13 protein-coding genes are annotated in these 15363 nt (G+C 65.6%); 4 read left to right on the forward strand and 9 right to left on the reverse strand.

Annotated features, from left to right (window positions below; all coding sequences use genetic code 11):
- Positions 1-29 precede the first annotated feature (29 nt).
- The 4 genes from thiL to QCE83_RS11500 are packed head-to-tail and all read left to right on the forward strand — an operon-like array spanning position 30 to position 5426.
- Complete coding sequence (gene thiL / locus QCE83_RS11485; RefSeq protein ID WP_309809795.1) at positions 30-1040, forward strand: thiamine-phosphate kinase; 1011 nt, start codon at positions 30-32, stop codon at positions 1038-1040.
- Positions 1030-1551, forward strand: coding sequence for a phosphatidylglycerophosphatase A (locus tag QCE83_RS11490; RefSeq protein WP_309809799.1), 522 nt, complete (start codon positions 1030-1032; stop codon positions 1549-1551). Before thiL ends, QCE83_RS11490 begins: the two co-directional genes overlap by 11 nt.
- A gap of 28 nt (positions 1552-1579) precedes the next feature.
- On the forward strand, positions 1580-2080 hold the full coding sequence (locus QCE83_RS11495) for a CinA family protein (protein WP_309809803.1): 501 nt from the start codon (positions 1580-1582) through the stop codon (positions 2078-2080).
- 16 nt (positions 2081-2096) lie between these two features.
- Complete coding sequence (locus tag QCE83_RS11500) at positions 2097-5426, forward strand: DEAD/DEAH box helicase (RefSeq protein ID WP_309809806.1); 3330 nt, start codon at positions 2097-2099, stop codon at positions 5424-5426.
- 9 nt (positions 5427-5435) lie between these two features.
- On the opposite strand, the gene pyrF is transcribed toward QCE83_RS11500, so the two are convergent.
- The 9 genes from pyrF to QCE83_RS11545 all read right to left on the reverse strand — a co-directional run bounded on the left by pyrF (position 5436) and on the right by QCE83_RS11545 (position 15353).
- Complete coding sequence (pyrF, locus tag QCE83_RS11505; RefSeq protein WP_309809809.1) at positions 5436-6248, reverse strand: orotidine-5'-phosphate decarboxylase; 813 nt, start codon at positions 6246-6248, stop codon at positions 5436-5438.
- 78 nt (positions 6249-6326) lie between these two features.
- Positions 6327-7460, reverse strand: coding sequence for an aldose 1-epimerase (locus tag QCE83_RS11510; RefSeq protein ID WP_309809812.1), 1134 nt, complete (start codon positions 7458-7460; stop codon positions 6327-6329).
- A gap of 88 nt (positions 7461-7548) precedes the next feature.
- Positions 7549-8427, reverse strand: coding sequence for an SMP-30/gluconolactonase/LRE family protein (locus tag QCE83_RS11515; RefSeq protein WP_309809815.1), 879 nt, complete (start codon positions 8425-8427; stop codon positions 7549-7551).
- Positions 8427-9215: an SDR family oxidoreductase gene (locus tag QCE83_RS11520; RefSeq protein ID WP_309809819.1), complete on the reverse strand. Its 789-nt coding sequence runs from the start codon at positions 9213-9215 to the stop codon at positions 8427-8429. The genes QCE83_RS11515 and QCE83_RS11520 overlap by 1 nt, the downstream gene beginning before the upstream one ends.
- Before the next feature lie 888 nt (positions 9216-10103).
- Positions 10104-11120: an L-arabinose ABC transporter permease AraH gene (araH, locus tag QCE83_RS11525; RefSeq protein ID WP_309809822.1), complete on the reverse strand. Its 1017-nt coding sequence runs from the start codon at positions 11118-11120 to the stop codon at positions 10104-10106.
- Positions 11121-11162: 42 nt separating this feature from the next.
- Positions 11163-12677 (reverse strand): L-arabinose ABC transporter ATP-binding protein AraG, encoded by a 1515-nt coding sequence (araG, locus tag QCE83_RS11530; protein WP_309809824.1) that lies wholly within the window; start codon positions 12675-12677, stop codon positions 11163-11165.
- A 60-nt stretch (positions 12678-12737) separates the two neighbouring features.
- On the reverse strand, positions 12738-13745 hold the full coding sequence (locus QCE83_RS11535) for an arabinose ABC transporter substrate-binding protein (RefSeq protein ID WP_309809827.1): 1008 nt from the start codon (positions 13743-13745) through the stop codon (positions 12738-12740).
- Positions 13746-13887: 142 nt separating this feature from the next.
- Positions 13888-14667, reverse strand: a complete 780-nt coding sequence (locus QCE83_RS11540) for an SDR family oxidoreductase (protein WP_309809830.1) — start codon at positions 14665-14667, stop codon at positions 13888-13890.
- Positions 14664-15353 carry a 2-dehydro-3-deoxy-6-phosphogalactonate aldolase gene (locus tag QCE83_RS11545; RefSeq protein ID WP_309809831.1) on the reverse strand — a complete coding sequence of 230 codons (690 nt, stop codon included), beginning with the start codon at positions 15351-15353 and terminating at the stop codon, positions 14664-14666. The genes QCE83_RS11540 and QCE83_RS11545 overlap by 4 nt, the downstream gene beginning before the upstream one ends.
- Positions 15354-15363: the final 10 nt, after the last annotated feature.

Here is a 15363-nt window from a genome sequence, read left to right on the forward strand (position 1 = left end):
AGCGCACAAAAAACCCTTCACGGCAGACCATGCTTTCCGAGTTTTCACTGATCGACCGATACTTTGCCCGCCGCGCGACGGCGCCCGCACCGCGTCATGACGATGCCGCCGCGACGCCACTCGGCATCGGCGACGACTGTGCGCTGATCGCGCCGCCTGCCGGCAGCCAGCTGGCCATTTCGACGGACATGCTGGTGGAAGGCCGCCATTTCTTCGCCGATGTCGATCCGGCCGCGCTGGGGCACAAGGCGCTCGCCGTGAATCTCTCCGACCTGGCCGCGATGGGCGCGCAGCCGCATGCGTTCACGCTGGCGCTGGCCTTGCCGCGCGCCGACGAAGCGTGGCTCGCCGCGTTCAGCGACGGGCTGTTCGCGCTGGCGTCACGGCACGGCTGCGCGCTGGTCGGCGGCGACACCACCAGCGGGCCGCTCAATCTCTGCATCACCGTGTTCGGCGACGTGCCGCACGGCGTGGCCCTGCGCCGCGATGCCGCACGTCCCGGCGACGACATCTGGGTGTCGGGCACGCTTGGCGACGCGCGCGCCGGTCTCGGTCTGCTGCGCGGCGAGTGGCAGGCGCCCGACGACGACGCGGCTGAAAACTGGCGCCGCGCGCTGGAGCGGCCCGAGCCGCGCATCGCGGTGGGGCTGGCGCTGCGAGGCGTGGCGCATGCGGCGCTCGACATCTCCGACGGCCTCGCCGGCGACCTGATGCACATCCTGCGACGCTCGCGGGTGCGCGCCGTCGTCGATGCCGATGCGGTGCCGTGCTCCGACGCGCTGCGTACGATGCCCGATGCCGTGCGCCGCCAGTGCGCGCTTGCCGGCGGCGACGACTACGAGCTCTGCTTCACCGCGCCGCAAGCGGCGCGCGACGCGCTCGCGGCCATCGCGCAGCGTGTGCAGGTGCCGCTGACGCGCATCGGTACAATCGAATGCCCGGTTGGATCCGGAGATGCGCCCGCCCTCGCCTGGCGCGATGCCTCCGGCGCCCCGCTCTCCCTGACGTTGCAAGGCTTCGATCATTTCCATGCAGACTGACCCGACCCTCGCGGGCGAAACCGCGGCGCCGCGCCGCGCCAGCGCGCGCTTCATGCTCACGCACCCGCTGCACATCCTGTCGCTCGGCTTCGGCAGCGGGCTGTCGCCGGTCGCGCCCGGCACCGTCGGCACGTTGTTCGCGTGGCTGTCGTTCGTCGTGCTCAATCCGCACCTGACGGTGGCGGATTGGGGCGCGCTGATCGTCGTGGGCTTTATCGCCGGATGCTGGTTCACCGGCTTTACTGCGACCAAAATGGGCATCGCGGATCCGTCGCCGGTGGTATGGGACGAGATCGTCGCGTTCTGGCTCGTGCTGCTGCTCGTGACGCCCGCCACCTTCACCGGCCAGATGTGGGCGTTCGTCGTGTTCCGCTTCTTCGACATGGTGAAGCCGCCGCCCATCCGCTATTTCGATCGCCATCTGAAAGGCGGCTTCGGCATCATGTTCGATGACCTCGTGGCGGCGTTCTTCACGCTGCTCGTGATCGCGCTGTGGCGCATGACCGTCTGACTTCCCCTTTCACCTTCGGAACCCCGCCATGCCAACCGACACCGTCGTACACCAACTTGCGATCCGCGTCGGCAATGCCCTGCGCGACGAGCGGCTGATGCTCGCCACCGCCGAATCCTGCACCGGCGGCATGGTCGCAGCCGCGATCACGGATATTTCGGGCAGCAGCGCCTGGTTCGAGCGCGGTTTCGTCACCTATTCGAATCTGGCGAAGACGGAAATGATCGGCGTGCCGGCCGGGCTGATCGAGCAGCACGGCGCGGTGAGCGAGCCGGTCGCGAAGGCCATGGCCGAAGGCGCGCTGCGCAACAGCCGCGCGCAGGTTTCGGTGTCGATCACGGGGGTGGCGGGCCCGGCGGGCGGCAGCGAGGCGAAGCCGGTGGGCACGGTGTGCTTCGGCTGGAGCAACCGGCTGCACACGACGGTCGAAACCCTGTTGTTCAAGGGCGACCGCGATCAGGTGCGGACCCAGGCAGCGGCGCACGCGCTGCGCACGCTGCTGGAGTTCATCGATCAGCGCGAGCGTTGAGACACACGTTCATCGTATGAGCAAAGCACGCAGCGACGCGCCCCGTCCCGTCCGTTTCACGCGCGACCAGGTGGCCCGCTGGATGGGTCCCAAGACGTTCGACAAGGCGCTCGGCTACGTCCGCGCCGTCGCCGACATCAGTTGGGAGGGAAACATCCTGCGCGCGCAGGTCAAGGGCACGCAGGCGCGGCCCTACGCGGTCGAAATCTCGCTTCACCAGGAGCCTCCCAAGGGCTATTGCTCGTGTCCCGTCGGCTATGCATGCAAGCATGTCGCGGCGACGCTGCTCGCCTGCCTGGAACGCGAGGACGAAGCTACGCGGAACGGCGTGAGCCATGAAGTCGGGCAATGGCTTGCGCGTTTTCGCGCGAGCGTTCAGGCGACCCGTCTGATGCAGGCGAAAGCGTCGAAACCCGCGACGGGTGCGACACACCAGATTCTCTATGTGCTCACGCTGTCGTCTTCCGCGACAGCCAGTCTCGACCTGACGATACTGAAAGCGCGGCTCGGCGTCGACGGCGGCATTCGCGCAGCCGAACCGTGGTACCCGAACTACGCCGCGTGGAACAGCCCGCCCAAATTCGTGACCTCTGAAGACGACGCCATCGTTCGCGCGCTGCGCTCCGAGCGTCAAGCGGCGAACCGTGGCTACGCATTGTGGGGCGCGCGCGGCGCGACACTCTGGCACATGATGCTGACGACCGGCCGCCTTTACTTCGAAGCGAATCCCGGCGCCATGCAACTGCTCGAGCCGCTGCGAGAAGGCGCAAGCCGCCGCGCGAACATCGAATGGAATCCGCATGGCGACGACATGATCTTCGCATCGCTCGAAACCGAGCCCGAATCCAACGTCGTGCTGCCGACCGAGCCGGCCTGGTACATCGACCTCGTCACGAGCGAAACCGGCGTCATCGACGCCCCGATGCCCGACGCGCTGCTCGCCGATTACTTGTCCATGCCCGCGCTGACCCCGCAGGAAGCGAACGTGGTACGCGCTGCGCTCGCCGAATGCGCGCCTGAACTGCCCGCCCCGCCGGAGGACGGTGACATGGGTATGCGCGTGATCGAGACCGAGCCGGTTCCGGTGCTGACGCTCGACACGCTTCTGCTCGACGCGCCCGGCAGGCTCGACATGCCTCCGACCGAACTCGACCTCGCGCGCCTCGAATTCGACTACGACGGCCTCGTGATCGCGGCGAACAGTCCCGACCTGCTCGTGCGGCTCGCGGGCGGCGAACTGGCCCGCATTGCGCGTCGGCGCGCTGCGGAAGACAGCAGCGTCCAGCGCCTGCTCGACAGCGGGCTGAAGCCGATCTCCGGCGCGCCCGTCAGCCACGACGATTCACCGTATGCGGGCTCCTTCTTCATGCCGGGCCGGGACGCGTGGCCGGGCTTCGTCGGGCAGGACGTGCCCGCGCTGCGTGCAGCGGGCTGGCGCGTGGTGATCGCGCCCAACTCGCGCTTCGACATCGTCGAGATCGACGAAATCGATGCCACCGCGCGCGCCTCCGAAGACGGCTGGTTCGATCTCGAACTGGGCATCATCGTGGAGGCGGAGCGCGTGCGTCTCGAACCGCTGCTCGCCGAACTCTTCGCGCGCGACCGTCGCTGGCTCAATGGTTCGATCGACACGATCGACGACCGCCATGCCATCGAATTCCGCACGCAGACGGGCCGCCGCTTCGAGTTGCGCGCAGCCCGGATCAAGCCGCTCGTGCATGCCCTGCTCGACCTGTTCGACCGTACCGCGTCCGGCGCTGCGGAGCCCTTGCGGCTTTCAGCGCTGGAGGTCGGCCGCCTCTCCGGAGCGAACCTCTTTGGAACGAATGACAAACAGCGTTGGCAATTCGCTGGCGACGCGTCGCTCGTCGAGCTCGCGCGCAAGCTGGGCAGCGCCGCCAGGCCGCGCCGCATCGAGGCCCCGCGCGGCCTGCACACCACGCTGCGCGACTACCAGCGCGACGGCCTCGACTGGATGCAGTTCCTGCGCGAGCACGACCTCGCCGGCGTGCTCGCCGACGACATGGGCCTCGGCAAGACTGTTCAGACGCTCGCTCACATCCTCGTCGAGAAGGAAGCGGGCCGGCTCGCGTGCCCGGCACTGATCGTCGTGCCGACGACGCTCGTCCACAACTGGATCGAAGAAGCGCGGCGTTTCGCGCCCGCGCTGAAAGTGCTGGATCTGCATGGGCCGCGGCGCCATGAGCGTTTTGCGGAAATCGCCGCACACGATTTCGTCGTGACGACGTATCCGCTCGTCTGGCGCGATCAAGACACATTGGCGCAGCACGACTTTCATCTGCTGATCCTCGACGAAGCCCAGCAGGTCAAGAACGCGTCGAGCAAGGCGGCGGGCGCGCTGCGCACCTTGCGCGCCCGGCATCGGCTGTGCGTCACCGGCACGCCGCTCGAGAATCATCTGGGCGAACTCTGGTCGCAATTCGATTTTCTGTTGCCCGGGTTTCTCGGCACGCAGAAGGAGTTCTCCTCCCGCTGGCGCAGGCCGATCGAAAAGCTGAACGACACCACGCGCCGCGCTCTGCTTGCCCGCCGGATCCGACCGTTCATGCTTCGTCGCCGCAAGGACGAAGTCGCGACCGAACTGCCGCCCAAGTCGACGATCGTGCGCCGCGTCGAACTGGAAGGGCCGCAACGCGACCTCTACGAAACCGTGCGCGCCGCGATGCAGAAGAAAGTGCGCGACGCCGTTGCAAAACAGGGCGTCGCGCGCAGCCATATCCTGATGCTCGACGCGTTGCTCAAGCTGCGGCAGGTCTGCTGCGACCCGTCGCTCGTGAAAATGCCCGGCGCGAAGAAGGGTCAAGGTTCGGCGAAGCTCGCCCTGCTGCTGGAGATGCTGCCGAAACTCATTGAAGAGGGACGGCGCGTGCTGGTGTTCTCGCAGTTCACGGGAATGCTCGCGATCATCGCGCATGCGCTCGATCAGGCGGGCCTCGCCCACGTGACGCTGACAGGCGAGAGCGTCGACCGGAAGACGCCGGTGCGGCGTTTCCAGGCGGGCGAGGTACCGATCTTCCTGATCAGCCTGAAGGCGGGCGGCGTGGGCCTGAACCTGACGGCGGCGGACACCGTCATTCATTACGATCCGTGGTGGAATCCGGCCGCCGAGAATCAGGCGACGGATCGCGCGCACCGCATCGGACAGGACAAGCCGGTGTTCGTGTACAAGCTCGTCGCGGCCGGAAGCATCGAAGAAAGGATTCTGGCGATGCAGGAGAGCAAGGCGGCGCTTGCGGCGGGAATCTTGTCGGAAAACACGAGCCTGACGCAGATGTTTTCCGCCGAGGATCTCGAAGCGCTGTTCGAATCTATCCCCGGCGAATGAGGCGTCGCGTTACCGATACTGATTGATGCTGTCGCGCGTCTTCTTCGCCGCATCGGCCGCGGCCTGCGCGTAGTCATCGCCCTTGCCGGCATAGATGATCGCGCGCGACGAGTTGATCAGCATGCCCGCGCCGTTCGCGGTGCGACCGGCGCGCACGGTTGCCTCGACATTGCCGCCCTGCGCGCCGATGCCCGGAATCAGCAGCGGCATGTCGCCGACGATGCCCCGCACCGTTTCGATTTCCTTCGGGAAGGTCGCGCCGACCACGAGCCCGAGCTGCCCGCTCGCGTTCCACTTCTCGGCCGCAAGCCGGGCGACGACCTGATACAGCGGCTGGCCGTCGGTGGTGAGGAATTGCAGGTCGGAGCCGCCCGGATTCGACGTGCGGCACAGCACGATCACGCCCCGGCCTTCGTGTTCGAGATACGGCTGGATGGAATCGAAACCCATGTACGGATTGACCGTCACGGCATCGGCGCGATAGCGCTCGAAGGCTTCCTTCGCGTACTGCTCGGCGGTGCTGCCGATATCGCCGCGCTTCGCATCGAGAATCACGGGAATGCCGGGATGGCGCTCGTGAATGTGCGCGATCAGGGCTTCGAGCTGGTCTTCTGCGCGATGCGCGGCGAAGTAGGCGATCTGCGGCTTGAACGACGACGCATACGGCGCGGTGGCATCGGCGATGGTCTTGCAGAACTCGAAGATCGCGTCGGGGCGGCCGTTGAGCGCGCCGGGAAACTTCGCGGGCTCGGGATCGAGGCCGACGCACAGCAGCGATTGCGTCCGCGACCACGCGGCCTGGAGGGTCTGGAGAAAGGACATGGCGGGAATTTCGTTGAACGTCGATGCGCCGCATTTTAACGTGCGGCGCAGCGCTTCCCCTTCCGCTTCATGGCACGTTCAGCGCGCGGCGGCCGTGCGCGTTCTTGCCTTGGCTCCGGCCCGGGTTTTCGGACGGCCGCGGCGCGTGGCTTCGCCGGTCCGTTCGACGGTGAAGCGGAAGGTCCGTGTCAGCCGTTCGCCCGGTCCGAGCGCGGTCATGCCGTGCGCTTCGGCGCCGCCGGGCAGGTTCACTGCGTTGATCGGGTGATCGACCGGTTCGAAGCAGAAGAAATCCTCGCCGGGCGGCGCGTAGAGCACGTAGTAGTCGGTGTCGGCGGCGATGGTCAGCGACAGCCGACGCTTCGGCCACAGCACGCTGGTGCGGCCGCTCCAGCCGGTGAAGGCGTTGTTCACCATGGCGGTGGGCATCGGATAGGCGACGCCGAATTGCCATGCGGGCGGCGCCGGCACGTGCCGCACGGGAAGCCAGTCGTCGCCGCACAGCCAGAGGCCGCCTGCCGCCGCCGAGAGTTCGGTGTCGGTCTCGCGCATCAGGAACGGATGCAGGCCGAGCCCGAAGGGCAAGGCGGCGTCGCCGGCGTTCTCGATCTCGAGCGTGACGATGAGGCTCGCTTCTTCCAGCGCAACCGTCTGCGCCGCGCGAAAGGCGTACGGCTTGCCGTCGCTGCGATCGAGCGTCAGCCGCACGCGTCCGCCGTCCTTACCGTCCTCACAGTCCGCGCGCCCCTCGTTTTCGACGTCCCACGCGCCGAGCCAGCCGTCGCCGTGCAGCGGCAGCGGTTCGCCGGCGCGGTTGCAGGGCACGTCGATCGCGCGGCCCGAGAACTGGAAGCGCCCGTTGCCAATGCGGTTCGAATACGGCAGGAGCGGATAGCACGCGAGCTGGTTTGGATCGGTGTCGGGTCCGGGCTCGATGCACGGCCGGAAGATCGGCACGAGCGCGCCTTCGTCGCGCCAGTCGAAGCGCGTGATGCCGCCGCCCAGCGCGGGCGCCAGTTCGAGCCGCAGATGCGCATTGGAGAGCGTGATGCAGCCTTCGGTGCGCGTGCCGCCCATGGCGATCACGGCCGTGGCCGGACCCGGCCGGACGGGCGGTTCGGTGGCGGCGGCCAGACGCGAGCGGCGCGCCTGGGCTTGCAGCTGGGACGTCGATGCAGGATTCGGTCTTGGTTCTGTGCGGGCAACAGTCATGACGCGTGCTCCATCGAGAGGCGAAAAACCCGGCGCGGCCGGGACGGGTCGGGCGGTGCGTCATCGCGCGCCGCCTCGAATGCTGATGTCAGGCGCGGCCCGCGAACGCCGTTTCCGCGAGACCGCGCACGCCGGGCGTCGCGACGAACACGCCGCCTGCGTGGGCATCGCGCCGCAGGGCGTCGTCGTCGAGACCGATGCGCGCGCTCGTCACGAACAGCGTGGCGAAATCCGCGCCGCCGAACGCGGTGCAGCTTGGCTGCGTGGTGGGCACGTCGATGCGTGCCGTCTCGCGGCCGTCGGGTCCGTAGCGGACGACGCGCGCGCCGCCCCATTGTGCGTTCCACAGGCCGCCGTCGGCGTCGACGATGGAACCGTCCGGCACGCCGGTCATGTCGGTCAGTTCGACGAACACGCGGTCGCCGGTGAAATCAGGATAGTTGCACGCGCGAATCTGGCGCGTCGGTGAATCGCAGTAGTACAGCGTCTTGCCGTCGGGCGCGAACCCGATGCTGTTCGAGATCGCGCACGCGCCGAGCGGCAGTCGCTCCAGCGAAAGATCCGAGTTGAGCCGATAGAACCCGCCTAAGGCTTGCGCGTCTTCGACGTCGTGCTTGGTGCCGAACACGAAGCGTCCGTCGCGGTCGCAGCGGCCGTCGTTGAGACGGGTGGGCAGACCGGCTTCGACTTCCATGATGGTGTCGATGCGGCCGGTTGCGATCTCGTAGAACGCGAGCCGCGACGCGAGGCCGAGCAGCAGAAAGCGCGAATCGGCACAGGGCGTGAAGCACGCGAGCCGCTCGGGCATGTCGAACGACTCGCTAGAACCGTCGAGCGGATTACAGCGCCATAGCCGGGCGCCTTCGATGTCGGTCCACCAGAAGCGGTGGCTGGCCGCGCACCAGGTTGCGCCTTCGCCGAGGGCGCACTGGCTGTCGATCAGGAGCCGGGCATGGGAGGTGTCCATCAGGCCCAGCCTCCGTCGACGATGATGTCCTGTGCGGTGATCATGGCGCTGTCGTCGGAGGCGAGGAAGAGCGCGGCGCGTGCGAGGTGTTCGGGCAGCAGTTCCCCGCCGATGCATTGGCCTTGCTTGATGGCTTCGCGGCCAGCGTCGTCGAGCCAGAGGCGTTTTTGCTTTTCGGTCATGACCCAGCCTGGCACGAGCGTGTTGACGCGGATGCCGAACTTGCCGAGATCGCGGGCGAGGCCGCGTGTCATGCCTTGCACTGCCGATTTGGCGGTGGTGTAGACGGGGAAGTTGCCTTGCTTGAGCATCCAGCTGACGGAGCCCAGGTTGATGATGGAGCCGCCGCCGAGTTGCTTCATGTCGTCGATGACGGCTTGTGCGGCGAAGAACTGATGACGGATGTTGACGGCGATGCCTGCGTCGTAGGATTCGGGGGTGACGTCCTCGATGGCGTGGCGTTTGTCGTTGGCGGCGTTGTTGACGAGCACGCCGATGGGGCCGAGGGTGCTGCGGACATCGGCGATGCCTTTGCGCAAGGCGTCAATATCGGTGAGATCGACGTTCAGGAACGTCGGGCGGGTTTGGTCTTTTTGCAATGCCGCGCCGAGGCGGTCGGCGAGTGCTTCGCCTGCTTCTGTGTCGATGTCGAAGAAGGCGACTTTCGCGCCTTGGGTGAAGAAGTGTTCGACGAAACCCTCGCCGATGCCGGTCGCGCCACCGGTGATCAGGATTGTTTTGCCTGACAGGCTGGGGTAGGTGGCAAGTTGTCGTTCGGGTTGGGGCATGGTTTTGAGGTCAGTGGTTGGGTTGGGTTGGGTTTGGTTTGCCCCTCGCCGGGGGGTTGGTCTTCGCTTGGCGGTTTGTCTTTCGCCCGCGCTTCCATGGACTTCCCGTTTTCGCGTCGGTCTATAAACACTGCCCCTCCCCGGGGCGGGGGTAACTTTCTTTGCTGCTGCAAAGAAAGTCACCAAAGAAAGCAGCTTTTCTTCCCGCCCAGCGTCACCTAGCGGCACGACACAGAACTGCCTTGCTGGCCCGGCAGTAGAGAGTGCCCTCATAGGCCCCACCGGGCGTGGATCGCGGACCCACTGTGAAATCGCACCCTCAAACAAACTGGTACAGCTCCTCAAAGCTCCGGCGCCGCGCTACGCGCCGCCGTCCGGTCAATCGGGGCTGGGCTGCCCGTGTTTCCTTGCTAAAGCATCCATCTCATAGCTCTTGCCTCCCACCGGTTTCCCTTGCATACCCTCCGGCAGCGCGTAGCGCTTGGCCGGCGCTTTCAATGGCTGCACCAGTTCGTTAAATGGCGCGTTGTCACGGTGGGTCCGCGATCCACGCCCGGTTAGGCCTATGAGGGCACTCTCTACTGCCGGGCCAGAAACGGGGTTCTGTGTCGTGCCGTTAAGTGACGCTGGGCGGTAAAAAAGCTGCTTTCTTTGGTGACTTTCTTTGCAGCAGCAAAGAAAGTTACCCCCGCCCCGGGGAGGGGCAGTGCTAATAGACCGACGCGAAAACGGGAAGTCCATAGAAGCGCAGGCGAAAGTTATAAAACCACGCGAAGGCCAGAGCGAAGAACCCCGCCCCGGGGAGGGGCAGTGCTAGTAGACCGACGCGAATACGGGAAGTCCATAGAAGCGCAAGCAGAGAACCAAGCGCAAGCAGAAGAAAAAACATCAATCCCTGGAACCGCGATTCTTCAACTGATCGAGCAAGACTGCAGCAAGCAAAATCGCCCCTCTCACCAGATACTGATAAAACGCATCGATATTGAGAAGATTCATCACATTCTCAACCGTGCCCATAATGAGCACGCCAATCACGACGCCGGAGATCGTCGCTCTCCCGCCGAGCAGCGACACTCCCCCCAACACACAAGCCGAGATCACATTGAGCTCGAACCCTTGAGCAGCATTCGGCTGCCCCGACGTAATCCGCGATGCGAGAATCACCCCCGCCAGCGCCGTCACCGCACCTTGAATCAAAAAGATCCAAACCCGCGTCCGCTCAACGTTAATCCCCGCAAGCCGCGACGCCTCCGGATTACCGCCAATCGCCAGCGTGTTACGCCCATACACAGTCTGGTTGAGCAATACGCCAAAAACGATGAAACACGCAAGCGTGACCCAGATCGGCAGGGAAATCCCGAACATCGCCAGCCCGCCAAGCGCAATGAACGTATCCGACGACACCCCCACCGCCTGCCCGTGCGACACGATGAAACCCAGTCCTCGCACGATCTCCATCGTGGCCAGCGTCGTAATCAGCGCGTTGATCCGCAAGTACGCAATCACCGCCCCATTGACGAAGCCAATCACCGCGCCCGCCGCCACCGCCGCAACAATCGCAATGGCCGTGTTATCCGTCGCGTTCAACACCATCGCGCACAACACACCCGCAAACGCGATCGTCGAACCCACCGAAAGGTCGAAGTCCCGCGACGCAAGACAGAACATCATCGTGCACGCGACCATGCCGATCTGCGAAATCGACAACGCCAGACCCAGCATGTTCTCGATCGAAAAGAAGTGATCGACCGTCGCCGACATCGTCACGAACATCACGACGAAAATCACGATCAAACTGTATTCCGTGATCTGCTGCCACCACTTCTGCTTGTCACTCTTCTGCGGGATCAGCGTGTTCGCCACCGTCTCGGCCGCCTGCCCCACAATGTTTTCTCTAGCTTCCATGTCTGACTCCTCTCTTGTCCTGTCCGTCGTCGTCCGCCCGGCTCACGCCGCCTGCGCAACGCTGTCCGACTGCGGCAGCGCCAGACTCAGCACCGCCTGTTCATTCGCCTTCTCACGCGGCAGTTCGCCCGCAATGCGCCCCTGCCGCATCACCACGATACGATCCGACACACCCAAGACCTCCGGCAACTCCGACGAAATCATCACGATCGCGCAGCCACGCTCCGCAAGCTGATAGATGACGTTGTAGATCTCATGCTTCGCGCCGACATCGATGCCGCGCGTCGGCTCATCGAGAATCACCACCTTGAGATCCGGCTCCGCCAGCCAGCGCGACAGAATCGCCTTCTGCTGATTGCCGCCCGACAAAAAGCGGATGCGCTGCCGGCGGCTCGGCGTCTTGATCTTCAGCAAGTCGATGAAACGATCCGCCGTCTGCGCTTCCTTCTTGCGGTCGAGAAACAGGCCGCCGCGCAGATAGTGCCGCCGGCACGAGATGTTGATGTTCTCGGCAACCGTCGCCATCGCGACAATGCCCTCTTCCTTGCGGTCCTCCGGACACAGCACGATGCCGTGACGTATCGCCTCGCCGGTGCTGCGCACCTTGATCGGCTGGCCGTCGAGCGCAATCGCGCCATCCTTCTTCTTGTCCGCGCCGTAGACGAGATGCATCAGTTCGCTCCGGCCCGCACCCACCAGCCCGAAGAACCCGACAATCTCGCCACGCTTCACCTCGAAGCTCGCCGGCGCGCTCAAGGCAGCGCCCTGCACGTTCTTCACCGAGAACCGCACGTCGCCGAGCGGGCGCGCGCGGTAGTTGTAGATATCGCTGATCTCGCGGCCGACCATCTCCTGCACCAGCGTGTCGCGCGGCACGTCGGCGAGCGACAGATGCGAGGCGATCTTGCGGCCGTCGCGGAAAATCGTGCACGCGTTGCACAGCTCGTAGATCTCGTCCATGCGGTGCGAGATGTAAATCAGCGCACGGTTGTCAGCCTGGAGATCGCGCACCAGCTTGAACAGCACCTCGGTCTCGCGATGCGAAAGCGAACTGGTCGGCTCATCCAGCGCAATCACGCGCGCATTGCGCAGCAGCGCCTTGCAGATTTCCACCATCTGCCGCTGCGCAATGGAAAGCTTGCGCAGCTTCGCGTTCGGATCGAGATCGACGCCCATCGCCGCGAGCCGTTCGGCCACGTGCTTCCGCGCCGCGCGCTTGTTGACCCAGCCGAGCCGGTTCGGCAGCGCGCCGAGCAACAGGTTCTCGGACACCGTCAGGTCCGGCACGTACTGCAATTCCTGGTGGATCACCGCGATGCCCGAGGCGATCGACGCCGCCGCGCTCGCGAAATGCACTTCCTTTTCATCGATGAGCACGCGCCCCGAATCGGGCTGGTACTCGCCGCCGAGAATCTTGAGCAAGGTCGATTTGCCCGCGCCGTTCTCGCCCATCAAACCGTGAACTTCGCCGGCGTTGACGTCGAACGACACGCCGTCGAGCGCGCGCACGCCTGGAAACACCTTGCCGATACTGTCAAACCGCAGCGTCGCTGACACATCGCCTCCTGATTTCATCGGCGGGCCACGCTCGCGCGGCCCGCTTGCTGCACGAAAGTCTTAGTTCGATGCCAGACCCATTTGCTGACGCACCGACGCAACGTTGTCACGCGTCGCCAGCATGCCGGTGGTGAGCGTCAGCGGCGGCGGCGCCTTGCCGTCCTTGATCCATGCGTACATCAGTTCGGAGGTCTCTTCGCCGTGACGCTTCGGGCTGATGATGACGGTGCCGAAGAAGCCGGTCGGGTTCGGCTTCTTGAACTCGTTCAACGCCGAGTCCGAACCGCCAATGCCGATGCCAATCATGTTGTCCGCCTTGAAGCCCCGGCCTTCCGCCGCGCGCACCGCGCCCAGCACGCCTTCGTCGTTCAGCGCATAGGCCACCCAGTGCTTGAACTGCGGGTTCTTCGTCAGCGCGATGTTGGCCGCGTTGAAGGCGTTCTCGGTGTCGGTCTTCGCCTGCGGCGCCATCACGATGTTGGCCTTCGGGAAACCGGCGGCGACCAGCGCGTCGGTCGCGCCCGAGGTGCGGTCATGCGCGGTCGGCAGCTGTTCGTAAGTCACGTCGATCGCGCCGACATCCTTCATGTCCCAGCCGCGCTTCTTGATCTCGGCGGCAATGCCGTCGCCCACCTGCTTGCCGATGTTGTAAGCCGAAATGCCCATGTGCGGCACGGATTCGATCGGCTTGCCCGAGCCATCGACGAGACGGTCGTCCACGGTCATCATCTTGAGCTTGTCGGCCTTTGCCTTCGCGACGATGCCCGGCCCGAGTTTCACATCGGGCGTGCAGATGATGAAGCCCTGCGCCTTCTGCGCGGCGAGGTTGTCGATCGCGCTCATCACCTTCTCACCGGACGGCGCGCCGATCTTCACCAGCGTGAAGCCCTTCTCCTTCGCGGCCATTTCGGCGAACTTCCACTCGTCCTGGAACCACGGCTCTTCCGGCTGCTTCACGAGGAAGCCGATCTTGACGTCGTCGGCGGCCTGCGCGACCGGCGCCGCGATCATGGAGGCGCTCGTGGCCGTGGCGGCAGCGATCAGCGTGAGGAACAGTCTGCGTTTCATCTTGTGTCTCCTGACTTTGTCCGTTATTTCAAAGATGCCCGCGTGCGGGCGCTACGAAGCTACGAAGGTGTGTGGCCGCTTTTTCTCATGTGTGATGTCGCACAGCGGCCAGTGCGTCATTCGTCTCGATCCGTCTTCTGCATCAGTCGTGATACAGGGCGCTGCGCCCGCCATCCACCGTGATGCAGCTCGCGTTGATGAACGGCGCCTCGTCCGATGCCAGGAACACCGCCGTCATCGCCACTTCGCGCGGCTGGCCGATGCGCTTCATCGGCTGCAGGTCGAGCGTCGCCTGGCGCGCGGCCCGCGGATCGTCCTGCGCATCCCACCAGTCCAGCGTCAGCTGCGTCTCGATGTAACCCGGCGCAATCGCATTTACGCGCACGTTGTTCGGCGCGTACTCGATGCCGAGCGCACGCGTCAGGCCGATCACGCCGTGCTTCGCCACCGGATACGGAAAGCAGCCCGGAATGATCTTGAAACTGTGCGTCGACGCGATGTTCACGATGCTCCCGCGCCCGCGTTCGACCATGCCCGGCAGCACCGCGCGGCAGCCGTTCCAGACGCCGTCGAGATCGACGGCGAAGCAGCGGCGCCAGTCGTCGTCGGTCATGGTGAGCGGATCGCAGAACACGTTGATGCCCGCGTTGTTCACCAGTACGTCGAGCGGACCGAGCCGCGCTTGCGCCTGCTCCACCGCGTTCTTCACCGACGCGCTCTGCGTCACGTCCGTGCGCAGCGCGATCACGCGCGCGTTATTCGTTTCCGCGACGATGCGTTCGGCCGTGGCCTGCGCGGTGTCGATGTCGAGTTCCGCCAGCACCACCGCGGCGCCCTCGCGCGCGAAGGCCAGCGCGATCGCCGCGCCAATGCCGCGTCCCGCGCCGGTGACCATCGCCACCTTGCCGGCGAGGCGGCTCATTTCTTCTCGCCTCCGTGTTCACGTCGCGCCAGCGCCAGTCCGTCGATGAAGGCCTTCGCGTGATGCGCGGTCACCTCGGCGCTCTGACCCGGCTTGTACAGCGCCGAACCCAGACCAAAACCGTTCGCACCGGCCGTCAGGAACGGCCCCATGTTGTCGGGCGAAATGCCGCCGACCGGCACCAGCGGCACCTCTTTCGAGATCACCGCGCGCCAGGCCTTCGTCACGGTCGGATCGAGCTGCTCGGCGGGAAACATCTTCAGCACGTCCGCGCCCGCCTTCAGCGCGAGAAACGCCTCGTTCGGCGTCGCGACGCCCGGCGCGCACGCCATGCCCTGCGCCTTCGCGGCACGGATCACGTCGGCGTCGCTGTGCGGCATCACGATCAGTTCACCGCCCGCCGCCTTCACGTTGTCGACGTAGCTCGGATGCAGCACGGTGCCCGCGCCGACGATCGCGTCGTCCGGCAGCGCCTGGCGGATGGCCGCGATGCTGTCGAACGGCTGCGGCGAATTGAGCGGCACCTCGATGAGGCGAAAGCCCGCCGCATACAGCGCGCGGCCGTGATCGGCGGCTTCGGCCGGCGTGATGCCGCGCAGGATCGCGATCAGCGGACAGGCGGCGAACGCTTTGGCCAGACCGCCGTGCATGCCGTACGGCGCGGGCAGGTTGATGGGAGGCTGCATGTCTCGTGAC

Origin of the sequence: Caballeronia sp. LZ034LL (genome assembly GCF_031451215.1) — a bacterium.
Lineage (GTDB): Bacteria > Pseudomonadota > Gammaproteobacteria > Burkholderiales > Burkholderiaceae > Caballeronia.